Raw genomic sequence first — 15,945 nt, forward strand, 5'->3', positions numbered from 1 at the left:
AGAGATGCAACTTGAATTCTCTTCATTATGGGTGCCAGCCTCAAAAAAGCCTCAAATTTAGAGACTCAAATGGACGATGTTGGTTCGTTTCCCTCGACACCACAATTCAGCAATTTCCAAAATTGTTCAACTATGACCGATGCCGGATACGGCACCGAACGGGTAATCCACCATTCCAATACCCCCACTGCCGCTGAAATTAAAAATTGCACCGTAATGTCCCTGTTCATATCCTGATCGAGGTTGATCGAATCCAGATGCTTGCACAGACTTTGCCGGAACATTGTCTCTATTTGGTTTCGAAAAACCGTACTTCCCTTGTTCGTCAGCATTATAGAGTAGAATGAAGCATGCTGCTCCAAATATTCAAACGTACGCAGTAGTGCGGTTTTGGAAGGGAGATGAAAGAAGTTATCTTCAGACATACAATTGCGTAGTAACTCTTTAATTTGAGCTTCCATGCATTGATCGCGCAGATCGTACTTATCAGCGAAATGCAAATAAACCGTTCCGCGATTGACATTCGCTTCCTCCGCAATTTGATTGATCGTAATTCTCTCGAATTCCTTTTCTGACATCAGCCTCATAAAAGCATCAATAATGGCTTGCCTCGATTTTTGAATACGCCTGTCCATATCCTTCTCCCCTTTGTACCATCCGAAAAAATGAACATTTCGAAGTCCTCTGTTGAAAAATCAACAACCACGCTTGTTTTAACCATTGAACCCCACATACCGCTCTGATACATTCACTTTATAAAATTTATGTTGATGATTCAACATATGTTCAATTCTGGAGGAGCTGTAATCATGAAATCTATTGTTTTACAATCTTTTGAATGATTTAAATCATATTGAATTAGGAGGTTTAAAAATTGAAACTTACAGGAAACACGATTTTTATTACAGGCGGCGGTTCGGGAATTGGACGTGCGTTAGCAGAAGCTCTCCACAATCTTGGAAATAAAGTTATTATCTCCGGTCGACGTAAAGAGCGTCTGGAGGAGACGATTAAAGCTAATCCCGGCATGTCCGCAGTGGAATTGAATGTACAAGATCCTGCCAGCATAAAGGCGACCGCCAAGCAGTTAATCGAAAAATACCCGGATGTTAATGTCTTGATTAACAACGCCGGCATCATACAGTCCGATGACGCGGCGGGCGTGATCGATGAGGATGTTTTGATTTCGACTGTCACTACAAACTTGCTTGGCCCCATTCGGTTGACTTCTGCATTCATCGAGCATTTGAAGGCCAAAGAAGAAGCGGTTGTCATCAACACGACTTCAATACTTGGATTTGTACCGTTAGCGACAACTGCTGTATACTCCGCGACGAAGGCAGCACTTCACACCTATACGCTGTCCCAAAGGTACATGCTTAAAGACACATCGGTAAAAGTAATAGAAATTGTGCCTCCATGGGTTCAAAGCAACAACGATGAACCGCGTGCGATGCCACTTGATTCATTCATTGATGCAACAATAAAGATACTTGGTACGGATACAGACGAAGTTCTGGTGGAAGAAGCGAAAATGTTTCGAAATAACCCTGGCCCGAACGAAGGTGTTTTTGTGACCCAGCTTAACGATACGATGAATTCTGAACCTCCAAAGATCCATTGATCCATCTGTAATTCAATTCTCAAAAATTTAGGCGAACATGAAGTAAACACTCAGTTCCGTCTACTTCATGTTCATTTTTATTGTAACTTGCTCGTGAAGTAAGAAGAAACGTCAAGCAGTCACACCCATGTTTACCTTTTACCTTTTAAATAATTTTGTTGATTTCACATAACGTTGGGTATTCCTGAAGTTCAAGCAGCCCTTTGTTAGGTGATGTCGGGGACATCCTCGATTTACTTAAAAAATGTTTTCATGATCTTACTTCATTTAAAAATCTTGTTATTATCGGTAGGTCGGGAGGACTTATTTGATTGGGTATCTTGTTTAAATCAAAAAATCGTATATCTTGTACTTCAGCTTCATCACCTTTAATTATTCCACTGTATTCTTTACATATATAAGCTGCAACTACGTTATATACTTCATCTCCATGCGGATATCGATAGTAAAGTTCCGGGCCTGAAAATATATCAAGTAATTCTAACTCTTCAGCTTTTAAGCCTACCTCTTCAAAAAGTTCCCGGCTTGCAACCTCCTTCATATTCTCACCAGGCTCCATTGAACCTCCTGGTAATCCCCATAGACCATTGTCAGTTCTTTGCTGCAATAATAATCGTCCCTCATCATCTATGAGAATCACACATGCTCCTGCCATAATTATAGGTCGGGTACCTACTAACTCTCGTAATTCTCTTATGTAATTCAATATCTTCACGCCCCTTCGAGATCCTCCAACAGACCAAGGCTCCGTTAGGAGCCACTGCTTGAATTTAACGTTATATGACGGATTCACTTCTAAAATCTACTTTCGTCAATGGATAAGGCACGTAGCCGGGTGGCTCTTCCACTTAACCGGTTGAATATGTCCGGTGAATTCGCTCCTCCGAGATGCATCTTCCGGGGCTAAGGGTCGGGCTTGTCTCGGCCAGATGAGTTGAATGCTATGTTAGATAACGTTGACCTTTTTCGAGTTAAGTAATTATTATTCTCGTTTCCATTTATGTGTTTCGAGTAGTTTTCCAGTTTCATAAAAATACTTTATTACTTCAAGCATAGGAATTAATTCTATACAAATGTTATCGCAATAATTGCCTAACTAGCCACCAGCAACCGGATGAATTTCACCGTTTCCCTGTTTATCGTTCATAAGAGTATATATATTACCATCAATTGTAATAGACACTATAAAATATTCCGGTCCGCCTCCAACCAATGCTGAATCTGTATCTGATACCTCAAAAAAACTAATGTAAATTTATCTCCATCGAGTTTTTTTAAAAAACTTAAAGTGTCTGCCCACGTAGGATTCATAACTATTTCTTCATTGAATGTGGTCCCAATCTATTCATCAATACTAATAGATTTTATCACTTTTCCTTTTCATCCTTTTTAGATGGTTTTATTTATTCGGGGGCTTTCATCTAACGATTCTACATTCACGATCCCAGCGAATGCTCAGGTGTCCTGCAGCTATCTCCTTTTCCGAATTCCTTCAGCCGAACCGAGGAGCGAATGCGACGATGCTTGGATGTGATGTTATACAAAGGTACCATGAATTCATTGAATCTACTTAGAAATCCTGTATAATTCACCATCACCATTCTCTCCATTCTTCTGTAATATCTTGATCTTCCTCAATTTCTAATCCAGCTAGTCTTGCTGCCTTGTCTATAAATTTAGCCAATTCTTCACGCTCCATCGTTTCAATAAAATAATCGTTCGCATCATTCAATTCATTAAAAGAAATTACAATTTCTTCTACAGCCTTCATAATACTTTCAGGATGTTTAGTTTCTTGTAATAATATTAATTGGTTTAGATAGTTATCCAGGACTTTATCACACATTAATAATCTCTCTTCCGTAAAAAGGTCATCTCCGTATTCAACCATTCTTTTGTTCCACAATTGAGTTGGTTTTTCATTAAATAGGTCCTGTAATGTCATTGGCATATCCCTCATTTTCTTGTTTTTGTTTTAATAGATTTTTAAAATTGTTGCATAGTATTTCGCATATGAGTTTGCTTACTAACTTGCTTTTCACTTCACTTATCTAATTTTTTCTTTAATTCATCTTTTTTCATCTGTTAGTACACCCTTAATGAAAGACCAAGTACGGTCAACACCTGATCAGTACAGTTGGCTTGGAGGGTTTATTCCCTTCTAAGTCTCAGGTAATAAAAACCCACCTTCGGCTCTTAACCTTTAGGTGATTTTTTACCTTCTCTTGTTGTTATTGATGTATGTCAAAAGTGCAAGAATAAAAGTTCAACATAGTAACATTAGAGTCATCGCATCTTTTACTTCCATGGTCTCACTTTTCGAAGGAAAACCATACCCACCCAAGAGTCAATTGTATCTATATTTTACCTGTGTTCACTTCCACAAACAAGTGTTCTCATTTATTTTCTTTCATTTTTCTTTTACTCTATTTGTTTCCATCATTTCTAGCATATAACGTTTCTGTGTTCACGATGTCCCTCTGACTTATGCGAACGAAATGAGCGGCCGCCGTGCGTATGTGTCCGCCTGCCCCCACTCCCTGGCAATCCTCTTTGCCGGACCGAGGAACCGCCAGGCTCCGATGCGTGGATATGATGTTATCTGATGGATTGGCCATAAAAAAACAGTTCAACTTTCCCTCTTTGACATAAGGCAAAGATGAACTGTCTTTAGTTCCTGTTAAAATCTCTATGCGCACAAGTAGCAACTTCTTCTCCCATCAAGCCAACAAAGCCTGAGCGATCTGATCCACAATGCCATTGATGCCTGTGGGTCCATAACAGCCGATCCATGTCGCGGCATCGACCGAGTGTATGTGCTGGCGCTCAACGGTATCAAGCATTCCCCAGACACGTTGCTCTGTCGCGGATATTCCCTCCTGCATGAGTTCATGGCTAAGCAAGAAGTAATGGCTGGCATGTACAGCCGGTAGTCTGTCAACTGAGATGTGATAGGCTGTGTCAGAGGTACCTGCCACGAATAACGGAACAGGCAGACCTAGATCATGGTACAGCACAGCCCCTGTACGATGAGAGGCAGAATGCACGCGAACCAGAGAATCCAGCGGACGGATCAGTGCCACGCTCTTGCCTGCCAGAACGGGAGCAAGTTCTTCGGACAGCAATGTGGTTCGTCGGTGATAATCCGCTATAATACGCTTTGCCTCTTCTCGTTTGCCTGTCAGTTCACCGAACAGAGTCAGAATAGTCTGCCAGTTTTCATTGCGCTTAAACATGAGAACTGGAGCGATCCGGCTTAACTGTTCATAGTGCGGCTCATGTACCTCGGTGCAAATAATTAGATCCGGAGATAGTCGTTCCACTGCAAGCAGGTCGGGGTACTCATATGTTCCGAGTAATTCAGTATTCTGAAGTCCTGCCCTGATCGTTTGAGGAAAATGTAACACTGCATTGGCTAGTCCTACACTACCTGCTGGAGAGAGCCCCAGCGCAAGCAAATGATCGGCATATTGCACATCGAGTACAGCGATACGCTTCGGAGATCCGATAACATAGTATTCCCCTCGCATATGGCATATCACCGAGCCTTGGGCCGACTCATATGAAGAAGCTGTGCGATTCCGCTGCAAGGAATGAGCATAGTCTATATCTGTTTTCGAAGCGGCATCAAGCCTATAACGCAGCGGAGGGACGCTATAATATTTCTTAAACGCCCTACTGAAATAATACATGTCGCGATAGCCCATTCTGTCAGCAATTTCACCGATGGGAGCATCCGTGTGACGCAGCATCCGCGATGCACTCTCCATGCGCAACTGAATGACATACTCAGTCAGTCCGAGCTGCTTCTCTTGTTTAAATCGTCGCTGCAGCTGTCTTAAGCTGCATCCAGCAAGGGCTGCCAGCTCTTTAAGCTCCAGATTCTGGCGATAATGCGACGCTATATATGAAGCGACAACATCCACCATGTCAGACGCTTCTCCTCCCTGACCATGTTCGTAATCCATGACCAGTTCGTAGATCATACCCTGAAGCAACGCATTGGCATGAAAACGTTCCATTCCTTCGCCACGACGCCATTTGGCAACGATTTTTTCTGCATTCTCGATCCATTCTGCTTGGGTTACCGAATTTTGCACAAATGAAGTGCGCAACGGGTGTTTGCGATATGAAGGCAAAACAAGAGAGGCTCCCTCCATGGAAGAAGCCTTGTACATGATCACGATATAATAAATGTCGTCTGATCTGGCCGTCAGCGTTAAGGATGTTCCCTTAACAACATGACCAGCAAAAAAAGCTCCAATGTGGCAAACCTCACCATTCATTGCAAGCTCCCCTTCCCCTCCATATGCCAGCAACAACACATTCGAAGTTAATTCCGTTTCGCGAAGAACACTGCCTGTCTGCAAAGTACCGCTAAACTCGTCAAGCATCTTGATCGTTGTATCACTCCATAGACTTGTCTGTTCTTGTAGCGGCATTTCTCTCATCTCCTGACAATAGCATCCTTTGCTAGAGTGACTCTCATGACTGGGCTTACCCAATTAACTACAACCAGGCCTGTTAGCAAAGTAAAATTGTTGCTGTTGTCATTTTAATTGAGATTTATTCTCATTGTCAATTTTCGGACATTTTCTGCAATATTCCCCTGACATCTGGTAATAAAAACAACAGGTGGTACGCTTGCTTTTCACGGCTGGAATGCTGTCCTTATTTTTTGTGAACCGGGTGAACGGATTTCTTTTTACACCGAACAAATGCCCGGGCGCTCCTTGCGTCAGATATGAAAAATCTGCCTGGATGATGTGCTGACTTTCTTGCTCAGCATTGTCTACTTCAGGAGTATATAATGGGACAATGCGTATCATGATATTCTCCCAAAGGATACTCATCGAAAGAGGAGCAATCGCAGCAAGCGTCTTTAACAGCGGTGCAAGGTGTAACGCAAACATCTCCTTTACCACCTTTTCCCGCCACACTTCCCTGTCTCCAGTTAGTGCTTCTGCCCGAAGCCCGTTCATAGCTAGAAAAGGAAAATGCGTCCCCCCCTCATTAGCTGTGAGCGTCGGATGATAGAGAAAGCTGTTGTCTAGCCGAAAAGAAACATGCTGATGATGAACGGTCATCGCTGTCAGCAACGGAGCAATCCACAGGTAGCCGATTCGCTTAGCTAACATCGAAGCAGCTACCCTCATGTCAGGCGCACCAATATACTCTTGAAGCCAGCTTAAATACTCTCGGCATGCAGCTTCTTCATGTAGTTGACTCAAAGCAATAATACGGACATTATCTTCAGATGGCTCACCAAGCCGAATCGAGTGTTCTTCCACCGTTTGCCGCCATAAGTCAGTCGATAGATAATGGTCCATTTTAATTCGATCCCAACAGTGCTTCCGATGCCTGATCTACAATAATATTAATTGCAAGTGGGCCATAATAAGCGATCCAAAGTGTAGAATTAACATCATATGCACGGTTATTTTTGACTGCATCAAGGGATTTCCATACTGAACTGCTATCCAAAGCCTCTGCCTCTGCCGCAAACAATTCATCAGACAGAACAAAATAATGATCTGCTCCAATCTCAGGAACTTTCTCCATCGAGATTTCAACGGAGGTATCATCTTTGATCTTCTGGACTAATGCAGGCATTTTTAAGCCCAAATCCTCATACAGAATGCCGCCTGTTCGATGCTCAAGACCATGAACACGAATGCCTTCTTTTCTCGGACGAATAAGTGCTACCGTTTCCTTTCCCAACTTCTCCGACAGCTTCTCCTTCAGTCCTGCAATTTTGTCCTCATAAGCCTTACGCACAGTTTCTGCCTCTGCCTGCTTACCTGTGATCGCAGCCACCGTATCTAACGTATCTCGCCAATCCTCGTAGAAGTCAAGTACGATTGTGGGCGCTATTTTGCTTACTCTCTCATACTCTTTCTCTTGAAAATCAGTCATTAAAATAAGATCCGGGTCCAATGCTACAATCGCTTCCAGGTTGGGCTTGTCCCGTGTACCTAAAACCTGTACGTCACCCGGCTTATCGCCTAAATATTCTGGAAATGTGGTATTGCCTTCAGCGATAACACTGCCTGCCGGCTGCTCGCCAATGGCTAGCAATTGATCCAGAAATTTGACATCAAGCACAGCAATTTTTTTGGGCTTCTCGTTAAGCGTATACTCACCCTTCTTATGCGAGATCGTAACCGGGAAGGCTCCGGCAGTCTGAGGCGCTTCATTCGAAGGCGTGTCCGTTGGAGTTGTAGCAGACTCATTGCCGCCATTTGTACCTGCTCCGGCACCGCAAGCCGTCAGTACAAGAACAAGGGCCAGCATCCAGCCCATTAAAAATCGTGATTTATGGTCAGCATGTGCCATGCTTCCGGCAGCTCGCCTCTTTGTTCCTTTATTCATGGTGAATCCTCCTTATGTATGATAATGATTTTCATTATCGAAATATAAGGCGAGTATAATATATCTCCACATCGCGTTACCATGTACTTTTGCGACATTTCAGCCGGACTAATGCGACATGTAAACCGCTATATCTTCATTTACAATTCTATCAGCTCTTTTACTAATTACTGCATAATCATCGTCTAATGTATCAAGCCAACAAAACCAAGAATCTCCCATTTTTTCTTTCCATTGATTTCTACCTCTTGCATCAATGTACATTCCATATCCATTTGTTCCATTGAAACTACAACAGAGGTTTGTATGATAAATTTGTGGGTACTCTTCATTAAATTCTGAATGTGGAAACTCATAAAATGTTCCTTTGGATTCATAAGCCATTTTCGGTGGAACATCTATCTTTAATACCCTTTCATCCACAGATATTTCTAAAACATTTTGCTTTCTCCTTTTATCAAGTATTTCCTATAACGTTCTTGTATTTATGCACCCGTTAGAGGGTGTCTGCTGAAATTCCTCTCCGAAATTCATCCCGCAGACCAAGGTTCCATCGGAAACATAGTGTGAATATTATGTTAAGTGAAGTTCAACTTTTTTTTGAATAACCTTTTTAAATTTAATGGCTTTATGAACGAGAGAGTTTAAAGTTCTCTAGATCTACATTGAATTTGCCTTTTACCAATATGTCTAATCCCAATAATCCGTTGATATTGTGATATTTAAATGAAGTAAAATCTATGAGTACATCTCTTAAAATAAAATCTCCTACCTGTATTCCCTTGATCCGTTTGGAAAATGCGTGTTCTTTCCCTCCAATTCCGTAACTTGTTATGATTTCGTCATCCATCCCGACCTGAATCCCAATATCATCTACTTCATCCTGTGAAATCAAGGTATGGCTTGCTCCTGTGTCAATAACTATGTTATTTATGACTTTCTTTTCTCCATTAAAATGGACTGTTATTTCGGTGAACAACAGCCCATCCCTATATTCAATTTTCATTTATAGATTTCTCCTTAAACCAACATTCTTCCGAACCTTCACAATGACCTGGTCCTTAGAAGTATGATAAACCAAGGTTTTGTCTCGGCTATTCAACAACTCTCTTGTTGCTTCTTCGTCACTTACAGGACCAATCACAGCGACGTCATCTATGATTTCTTTATTTTCTGTCTCTTCGAAATGAAGAATTTCAAACTTTACAAATTGATTCGGGAAGATTTGTTGTACTTCTTGCCACTTCACATTAATCCCTCCTGTCCTTTTATGGTTACATTATATCATTTAATTAGAATTTCACTTAACGTTCCTGTATTCACGACCCTAGCGAATGCTGGGATGTCTGGCCTCTGCCGGACCGAGGGTACAGCCCGGTGCGTGAGTATATTGTTTAAGTAAAGTCACTTATCTTCGAGTTATATTCGTCACGATTTAGAAAAATTCTCAATATAATGTTTCATAAAAATTATATAATTATCATGACTTGAATCAATATTAAATATCTGTCTATCTGTTACACCTTTCTCTCTTACTTCTATTTTTATGTTTCTTTGGTTACGTTTAAACTTGATATCTAGAAAAACTTCTTTTATTAAATCGTGTTCTATTTGACTATCTCCCGGGAAATTAAAAATATGTTTTTCTGTACTTGCATTGAATAGTGCAACAATATCTATAAAGTCTGACACTTGTTCTTTATTTGGAACAACAAATTCATGTTCAACTAAATTCCTTACAGAATTTATTTTATTTAATATTCTAGGAGCAATAATTCCTAAGTTTTTTAAAGTCTCTATCTTCTTAGGTACATTCCATTTTTTTGAATTTCCAAAAAAACCAAATGCAATCATCAAACAATCAATTTGGCAGTCAAGAGATCTCTTTGCATTTGAGAGAGCATTTATTAAACTGTGTTTTTCAGTTCCCGATTCTAAATCAAATTCAGCAAAGGACAAGTATTCTGAAGGCGTAACATCAAATGGTATATCTATTTCTTCATGTCCACGAGAACTCCAATAACTATTATCATTACTTAGAAAATCAATCACCTCAGAAAATTCCATAAGATCAACTCCAATTTAGTATTTAGGTGATTTCACTTAACGTTCTTGTATTCTCGAACCCGAGAACCTTAAGGCCGGCTTGACCGGGCGGGTTCGCTTGCAGACTTAGGTTCGCAGGGTTATCTGCCTGACTTCACTTCCTCGAAATGCCTCGGGCAGATCAAGGCTCCGCCAGGAGCCGCAGCGTGAATATGTTGTTATCTGATGAATCTGCCCTACATCTCCGAATTAAGACAGGACGTCGACCCACATTTAATTACTAATGTTATAATATATTTCAACTGAATATCTATTTACTCGTCAATTTCATTTAATAATTCTTTTTCAATTTCCTTTTCAAGCAAAAAATATCTTCTAATTTCATCCCAGCAATCCGAAAAGATTTCTTGAATCTCTACTTCCTCTACATTGTAATCACTAGAATCTGTATATATTTTAAGTTCATCGTTAGCAACGTCGAATTCAGAATCAAATATTGTATCACCCATTGGGTGTAGGCCTGAAATTTTCAAGGATAGCCCCAGAGAAACAGTTATTTCTCTCGTTTTGTCATCTTCGTAAAGAAATGCACTAATGTTGAATTTATCATCACTTCTCTCAAATATAACTTCTTCCTCCCACTCGTACTCCATTAGAAAATCCATAATTTCTTCTAATATCTTTCTTATTTCATTCTTAAGCTTACTAATCCTTATACAATACGCCTCTACATCTATTTCTTTCAATCCTTCATAATCATACATTAGAAAATGTCTTCCATCATTCTCGAGACCTCTAAGATAAGCAATTATCAAGTCATTTTCAAAATCAATAATAAGTCTTTCAGGAATAAATATAGAATCAATATAATTATTACTTCCTTCAGAACTAGCTCCTGAAACTTCAAAAATAATAAATGTATTTGAGCTAGAGACTTCGGCCCATGGTTTTTGAGTTCCTCTTATGTCTGTACTAGATTTAATATAATCCGGAACTATTTTGCTTAAATAATTCTGCAATGATGTGCTAGTAATAAATCGTTCACGTTCAACTGCTTCGGGGGCTTCTCCATTTAATGCCTTTATCAGAAAATGTGTCCATATTCCATGTCCTAGTTCTGGACTACCGTATGATTTCTCTCCACGTGAACATGACAGAAACATAGCTCTATAATTGCTTGATCGCACAAAATCGCTAAACTCTTTGGTATTCATATCAGCAATAAAATCTCTGCTAACTAATTGCTCATCAATATAACTCGCACATGCATCTATAAATATCAAACATTGATTACATCTTGAGTTTCTTAGTGGCTCCATTAATATTCGGTTTAGTGAAACAGTAGTTTCTTGTATATTATTGGGGTGAGTGTCCCACGTTGTTATTTTGTTATATCCTCCATCATAAAATCCATGACCAGCATAATAGAAAATAAATCGATCACTTTCAGTAAGATTTGATATCTCATATTGAAGTTCTTCATTAAGCGCGGATTTTGTCGCATCAACATCAAGCCAAAGCTTAATATTTTCTTGAGGTACTTTAAGATTATTTATAAGCCATTGTTGAAATGCTATTGCATCATTCCTCGCATAATCAACTGTCTTGATTCTAAATTGATAATTTTCCACTGCTATTATTACTGCGAATGTATTCCCATGAAATCCTGAATTCATAAAACACCACCCATGAATCTGTATAATTTCTTCGAGCAACAGGACGTTGCGAATATAATACTTTCACTCTCTCTGGGGCAGATCTTTCAGATAACGTTCTTGTATTCACGAACCCTCACTGGCTTAAGGAGCGAACGCGCCGGGTCCGACGGACTTAGCCAGTGCAGGGTTGTCCGGCTGCTTCCACTCCCCCAAAAATGTCTCTGCCGGACCGAGGGCCGAATGGCCCGATGCGTGAATATTTTGTTATCTGATGCCAATGCCTTCTTGATTAACTTTCAAATGTTGCTTTGACTCGTTTTGAGTTTTTAAAATACAAAATCCATATTGATCCAAAAATAATTGTAGAGATTAAACTTGGGAGTTCATCTATTTTGTTAATTGTGAGAATGAAGTTTAAAAATCCAAATATTATAGTGATTATTTCAATTTGAATTATTATATTTGGTCCTTTCCTTTTCTTCTTCAATATAAGCACTAGAGAAACAATAATTAAGACTTCAGAAAATAAATATATTCCGACAGAAATAGTTCTAGCAAGATTCCAACCAATTGTTCCAACTAACATATAAATATAAAATTCGAAATAAAGATCTATTAAATTACTTATAAGTAGATAAAAAGAATAGATCACAAAGAAAAGCAGCCAGCCTTTAATTCCACTCATACTATTCTGAGATAATTGCATTATTGGCTCCTTAATTTTTGTCTTTTATTTGCATTGAGCATTGGTTTCAGATAACGTTGTTGTATTCACGACGCCCCACCACCTTAAAGGAACGAGGTGACTGGCCGCAGTGCGGTTGGGTGGTGGGGGTGTGTTCGCCTGAATCCACTTTCAGCTTTGCCTCATCGGGCGAACCGAGGGCCGAAGGGCCCGAAGCGTGAATATTTTGTTATCTGAAGGATCGGTCTGCTTGAACTACTATCAATAACTATTCAACTTTTACTTCAGCAATAAAGAAATTCTCTCCAGGTATTGAATCTCCAGCCATTCTTCTTATCATTGACAATTGACCAACATGTGTCATTGCATCTGATAATGGTCCTTGAATCAGTTTTTCGATAATTCTATCTTTGTTTGGTATTCCATTTGATTTCATTAAATTGTCTAAGTTATGCAGCTCATTAAAAAATGTCTGTACTTCGTCATTCCAGTTTCCTGATTCTTTCTTAAGTTGTACTTGGTTATCAAAAACGGATTGGGCATATCTTATGACATCAGACATGTGTGCCAAAATTTCAATTGGAGTTCTTACACCGTTACCGAGCTCATAATTCGGGTAATTACTTGGAGCATTTAGAATTGCTTTTGAACATCGATACCTGAGAGACGAGAGGTAATGTCTTAAAAAGTAAATTTCATCCATTTTTATTATCCCCCTTTTCTAATTCTTCTCTTTTTAAAGGTCTACCGATCTTTCATATAACGTTCCCGTATTCACGACGTCTCAGCGCCTTAAGGCCCGTATAGGGCCGGCTGCCGCTTGCGGCAGTTAGGCGGTGGGATGTGTCCGGTGAATTCACTCCCCCGAAATGCCTCTTCCGGACCAAGTGGCGGACTTGACCCGCCACGCAGCGTTGAATGCGATGTTAACAGATGTCCACGACCTCTTCGAATTACATACGATAAATCTTTATATATTCATTTCTTTAATATGTAATCAATAAATCCTTGTCGTATTTTTTTGCCCTCATAGATTCTTTCCAAAACTCGATCTTCTTTATAGATTAATTTCATATCATCAAACATCGCATCAGCTTCATTGTAATCATAATACGAATGGATAACTGGCTCATTATCTTCAATCTGTTCATATTGGTTATCTCCTAAATCAACACCTTCTCCAACCCGAAAATCCTTAACGGTTAGGAAATTCACAAATAATACTCCATTGGGTTTCAATACCCGTTTCATTTCATTGATTGATTGTTTCACATCTTCTTTTCTCATATGAAACACCGAGTTATATGAATACACAAAACTAATCGACTCGTCACTAAATGATAAAGATCTCATATCACCATGTTGTATATTTAAATTCTGTCCTCTCATTTCTGCAAATCGATTCGCTTTTTGAAACTGTTCAACATTCATTTCTATTCCAATAGTTTTGTATCCATAATGGACAAATAGACTTAATGGAGGGGAATCACCTCCCGCCCCGCAGTCCAATACCGTTCTTTCCATACCGCTTTCATTACATAAAGCTAAAAATCTATACAGTGGTACTTGTCTGAAAAGCTCCACAACAATCGTCTCCTTCGTCTTTTGGTTTTATAGTTTTATTGTTTCGTGGATTTCTGCTAACGTTTCTGTATTCACGACACCCAGCGAATGCTGGGTGTGTCCGACTGTTCCTGCCTCCCAGAAACCCCTCAGCCGGACCGAGGGCGCATGCCCGCAGCGTGAATATTATGTTAAGTTGAAGTTACCGACCTCTTTGAAATTCTATCTAGGTCCTTATTATCTTTACATATGTCCTTACTGAATCAGACTCAGCCTCAATATTTTTATCATTTGTTTTATTTTCAATTATTTGTAGCCCATTAAAACATGCGTTTTCTTTGTACCATTCAATTAATTCAAATAGTGGTATACTTTGTTCTACCACACTCGTATCTTCATAGTAAGAAGCTAATGTAATTATAAATGTCGGCGCCAGAGCGTCGGCACTTAAGTAAAATACAAATTCCTTATCTGTATAATGCTTTTTAAGATATAACTCTACTTCTTTCTCAAGAAAAGAAAACGCTTCTAATAATTTATCTGATGGTACTCTTCCATCTTTATAAGCCTATTAAATCCATGAATATAAATAAAATTATGACTTTCTTCAATGCCAATTAGCTTAGGATCATTTGAAAATAAAAAAACTGGCGAAGTTATTATTTTAGTGATTTCTCGGTATGCCTTCTAAGCGTGTTTTTTTAAGTAATCTAGAATCAAGTTCTTACCCTCTCTTGGTAATTTCACTTAACGTTCAGGCATTCACGAACCCTCACTGCCTTAAGCGACCAACGGGAGCGGCCGCGATGCGGTTAGGCAGTGCAGGGTTGTCCGCCTGTTAATCTTCCCTGAAAATCCTCGGGCGGACCAAGAGGCGCGACAGCGACCCGCAGCGTGAATGTTTTGTTATCGGATGTCAATACCTTCCTCGAACCTCTAAAAATCTTGGAGTCAGTTTCGCTTTTGTTTTTATATCTTATAGTTTTCTTGCCTTTATCACAAAAGTTACTGGAAGCATTTTTGCTCTCTTTGCCATATCGCTGTTATCATCCCGCAATTGCATAAACTCATAATCACATTCCTCAATCATTAGCTCAATTACAAACCCAGCTTTTGCAAGCGCGTTTACATAAGTTGACAGCATACGGTCCGCTAACAATAGCTCACCTTCATCAACTGCCACCGGATACCAACCTTCATTAAAGTAACTCTTATTAATTACAAACCTATCATTTTCTGTAGTAACCCATCTGTGTATAGGGTGAGACCAACTGAAAATAAATAGCCCGTCTTTTTTAAGGTAAGAAGATATTCGTCGAAAGGTACCCTCAAGATCGGTGGTCCAACCTATGGCATAAATTGAATAAACATAGTCAAAATAATCCGTTGGGATGCCGCATTCTTCTTCCATGGGAGAACATATCAATTTTGCTGCTATTCCACATGACTTCAAATGTTGCGCTGCCTTTTCAATTTGTCTTTCTGAAATATCCACAGCCCATAGTTCAGATGCGTTTCGTTCCCCTTGATATTGCAAGGATTGACCATTTCCGCAGCCGATCTCCAGCAGTTTTTTTCCTGAGATATCACCAAAGAGCTGGCAATTTTCTTCTGAGATAAATGCTCCATAATAAGGGAGCACGATTGCTTTTAAGAAGTCATTGCCTTTGGTATCCCAATATAGGCTGTTTGTTTTATGAACAACATTCTTTTTTAAGTCTTCCGAGCTGCCGACACCATTTTCCCCGTCAACAATAATGCTTCTTCTATTTAATGAATTCTTGTCCATGAAGGCACCTTCTCTTAGTAGATATTTATATTTGAGCATTTCAGATTTGCATTAATTTCTGATAACGTTTGTGTATCTACGAACCCTCACCACCTTAAGGACCGTAGGTCCGGCCGCGATGCGGTTAGGTGGTGCAGGGTTGTCTGGTGAATAGGCTTCCTCAAAATCCCTCTTGCAGACCAAGGCCGTCAGGACGCAGCGTATATAC

At 39.8% G+C, this 15,945-nt stretch carries 16 protein-coding genes; 1 reads left to right on the forward strand and 15 read right to left on the reverse strand.

Annotated features, from left to right (window positions below):
- Window positions 1–65: 65 nt before the first annotated feature.
- A complete protein-coding gene (locus PPM_RS18465; protein WP_016324596.1) occupies window positions 66–635 on the reverse strand; it encodes a TetR/AcrR family transcriptional regulator in 570 nt (189 codons plus the stop codon).
- A gap of 239 nt (window positions 636–874) precedes the next feature.
- Here PPM_RS18465 and PPM_RS18470 point away from each other — a divergent pair, with 239 nt between their 5' ends.
- The gene (locus tag PPM_RS18470; RefSeq protein WP_013372304.1) at window positions 875–1,624 is read left to right on the forward strand and encodes an SDR family oxidoreductase; all 750 of its coding nucleotides are present in this window, start codon (window positions 875–877) and stop codon (window positions 1,622–1,624) included.
- 250 nt (window positions 1,625–1,874) lie between these two features.
- Here the strand turns inward: PPM_RS18470 and PPM_RS18475 are convergent, their stop codons facing one another.
- From PPM_RS18475 to PPM_RS18545, 14 genes are all read right to left on the reverse strand, one after another.
- Complete coding sequence (locus PPM_RS18475) at window positions 1,875–2,330, reverse strand: NUDIX hydrolase (RefSeq protein ID WP_016324597.1); 456 nt, start codon at window positions 2,328–2,330, stop codon at window positions 1,875–1,877.
- Window positions 2,331–3,218: 888 nt separating this feature from the next.
- Window positions 3,219–3,569 (reverse strand): hypothetical protein, encoded by a 351-nt coding sequence (locus PPM_RS18480; protein ID WP_013372308.1) that lies wholly within the window; start codon window positions 3,567–3,569, stop codon window positions 3,219–3,221.
- A 775-nt stretch (window positions 3,570–4,344) separates the two neighbouring features.
- Window positions 4,345–6,066, reverse strand: coding sequence for a helix-turn-helix domain-containing protein (locus PPM_RS18490; protein WP_013372309.1), 1,722 nt, complete (start codon window positions 6,064–6,066; stop codon window positions 4,345–4,347).
- Between the two features lie 108 nt (window positions 6,067–6,174).
- Window positions 6,175–6,954, reverse strand: a complete 780-nt coding sequence (locus PPM_RS18495; protein WP_013372310.1) for a (2Fe-2S)-binding protein — start codon at window positions 6,952–6,954, stop codon at window positions 6,175–6,177.
- 1 nt (window position 6,955) lies between these two features.
- Window positions 6,956–7,996, reverse strand: a complete 1,041-nt coding sequence (locus PPM_RS18500) for an ABC transporter substrate-binding protein (RefSeq protein ID WP_013372311.1) — start codon at window positions 7,994–7,996, stop codon at window positions 6,956–6,958.
- A 108-nt stretch (window positions 7,997–8,104) separates the two neighbouring features.
- On the reverse strand, window positions 8,105–8,419 hold the full coding sequence (locus tag PPM_RS30215; protein ID WP_016324598.1) for a hypothetical protein: 315 nt from the start codon (window positions 8,417–8,419) through the stop codon (window positions 8,105–8,107).
- Window positions 8,420–8,624: 205 nt separating this feature from the next.
- On the reverse strand, window positions 8,625–9,002 hold the full coding sequence (locus PPM_RS18510) for a retropepsin-like aspartic protease (RefSeq protein ID WP_013372313.1): 378 nt from the start codon (window positions 9,000–9,002) through the stop codon (window positions 8,625–8,627).
- The gene (locus PPM_RS18515; protein ID WP_013372314.1) at window positions 9,003–9,245 is read right to left on the reverse strand and encodes a hypothetical protein; all 243 of its coding nucleotides are present in this window, start codon (window positions 9,243–9,245) and stop codon (window positions 9,003–9,005) included. It lies immediately after the preceding gene.
- Between the two features lie 179 nt (window positions 9,246–9,424).
- A complete protein-coding gene (locus PPM_RS18520) occupies window positions 9,425–10,063 on the reverse strand; it encodes a hypothetical protein (RefSeq protein WP_013372315.1) in 639 nt (212 codons plus the stop codon).
- A 293-nt stretch (window positions 10,064–10,356) separates the two neighbouring features.
- Window positions 10,357–11,718, reverse strand: coding sequence for a caspase family protein (locus tag PPM_RS18525; RefSeq protein WP_016324599.1), 1,362 nt, complete (start codon window positions 11,716–11,718; stop codon window positions 10,357–10,359).
- Window positions 11,719–11,989: 271 nt separating this feature from the next.
- Window positions 11,990–12,406 (reverse strand): DUF2569 family protein, encoded by a 417-nt coding sequence (locus tag PPM_RS18530; protein WP_043886020.1) that lies wholly within the window; start codon window positions 12,404–12,406, stop codon window positions 11,990–11,992.
- A 247-nt stretch (window positions 12,407–12,653) separates the two neighbouring features.
- Window positions 12,654–13,088: a hypothetical protein gene (locus tag PPM_RS18535; RefSeq protein ID WP_016324600.1), complete on the reverse strand. Its 435-nt coding sequence runs from the start codon at window positions 13,086–13,088 to the stop codon at window positions 12,654–12,656.
- Between the two features lie 275 nt (window positions 13,089–13,363).
- Window positions 13,364–13,969, reverse strand: a complete 606-nt coding sequence (locus tag PPM_RS18540; protein WP_013372319.1) for a class I SAM-dependent methyltransferase — start codon at window positions 13,967–13,969, stop codon at window positions 13,364–13,366.
- 955 nt (window positions 13,970–14,924) lie between these two features.
- Window positions 14,925–15,737: a class I SAM-dependent methyltransferase gene (locus tag PPM_RS18545; protein WP_013372320.1), complete on the reverse strand. Its 813-nt coding sequence runs from the start codon at window positions 15,735–15,737 to the stop codon at window positions 14,925–14,927.
- Window positions 15,738–15,945: the final 208 nt, after the last annotated feature.

Origin of the sequence: Paenibacillus polymyxa M1, from assembly GCF_000237325.1 — a bacterium.
GTDB classification, from domain to species: domain Bacteria; phylum Bacillota; class Bacilli; order Paenibacillales; family Paenibacillaceae; genus Paenibacillus; species Paenibacillus polymyxa_C.

Excerpts from the sequence above, each read along its gene's own strand:
- PPM_RS18465 (WP_016324596.1), bottom strand. The coding sequence starts at position 635 with ATGGACAGGCGTATTCAAAAATCGAGGCAAGCCATTATTGATGCTTTT.
- PPM_RS18480 (WP_013372308.1), bottom strand. The coding sequence starts at position 3,569 with ATGACATTACAGGACCTATTTAATGAAAAACCAACTCAATTGTGGAAC.
- PPM_RS18490 (WP_013372309.1), bottom strand. The coding sequence starts at position 6,066 with ATGCCGCTACAAGAACAGACAAGTCTATGGAGTGATACAACGATCAAG.
- PPM_RS18495 (WP_013372310.1), bottom strand. The coding sequence starts at position 6,954 with ATGGACCATTATCTATCGACTGACTTATGGCGGCAAACGGTGGAAGAA.
- PPM_RS18500 (WP_013372311.1), bottom strand. The coding sequence starts at position 7,996 with ATGAATAAAGGAACAAAGAGGCGAGCTGCCGGAAGCATGGCACATGCT.
- PPM_RS18510 (WP_013372313.1), bottom strand. The coding sequence starts at position 9,002 with ATGAAAATTGAATATAGGGATGGGCTGTTGTTCACCGAAATAACAGTC.
- PPM_RS18520 (WP_013372315.1), bottom strand. The coding sequence starts at position 10,063 with ATGGAATTTTCTGAGGTGATTGATTTTCTAAGTAATGATAATAGTTAT.
- PPM_RS18525 (WP_016324599.1), bottom strand. The coding sequence starts at position 11,718 with ATGAATTCAGGATTTCATGGGAATACATTCGCAGTAATAATAGCAGTG.
- PPM_RS18530 (WP_043886020.1), bottom strand. The coding sequence starts at position 12,406 with ATGCAATTATCTCAGAATAGTATGAGTGGAATTAAAGGCTGGCTGCTT.
- PPM_RS18535 (WP_016324600.1), bottom strand. The coding sequence starts at position 13,088 with ATGGATGAAATTTACTTTTTAAGACATTACCTCTCGTCTCTCAGGTAT.
- PPM_RS18545 (WP_013372320.1), bottom strand. The coding sequence starts at position 15,737 with ATGGACAAGAATTCATTAAATAGAAGAAGCATTATTGTTGACGGGGAA.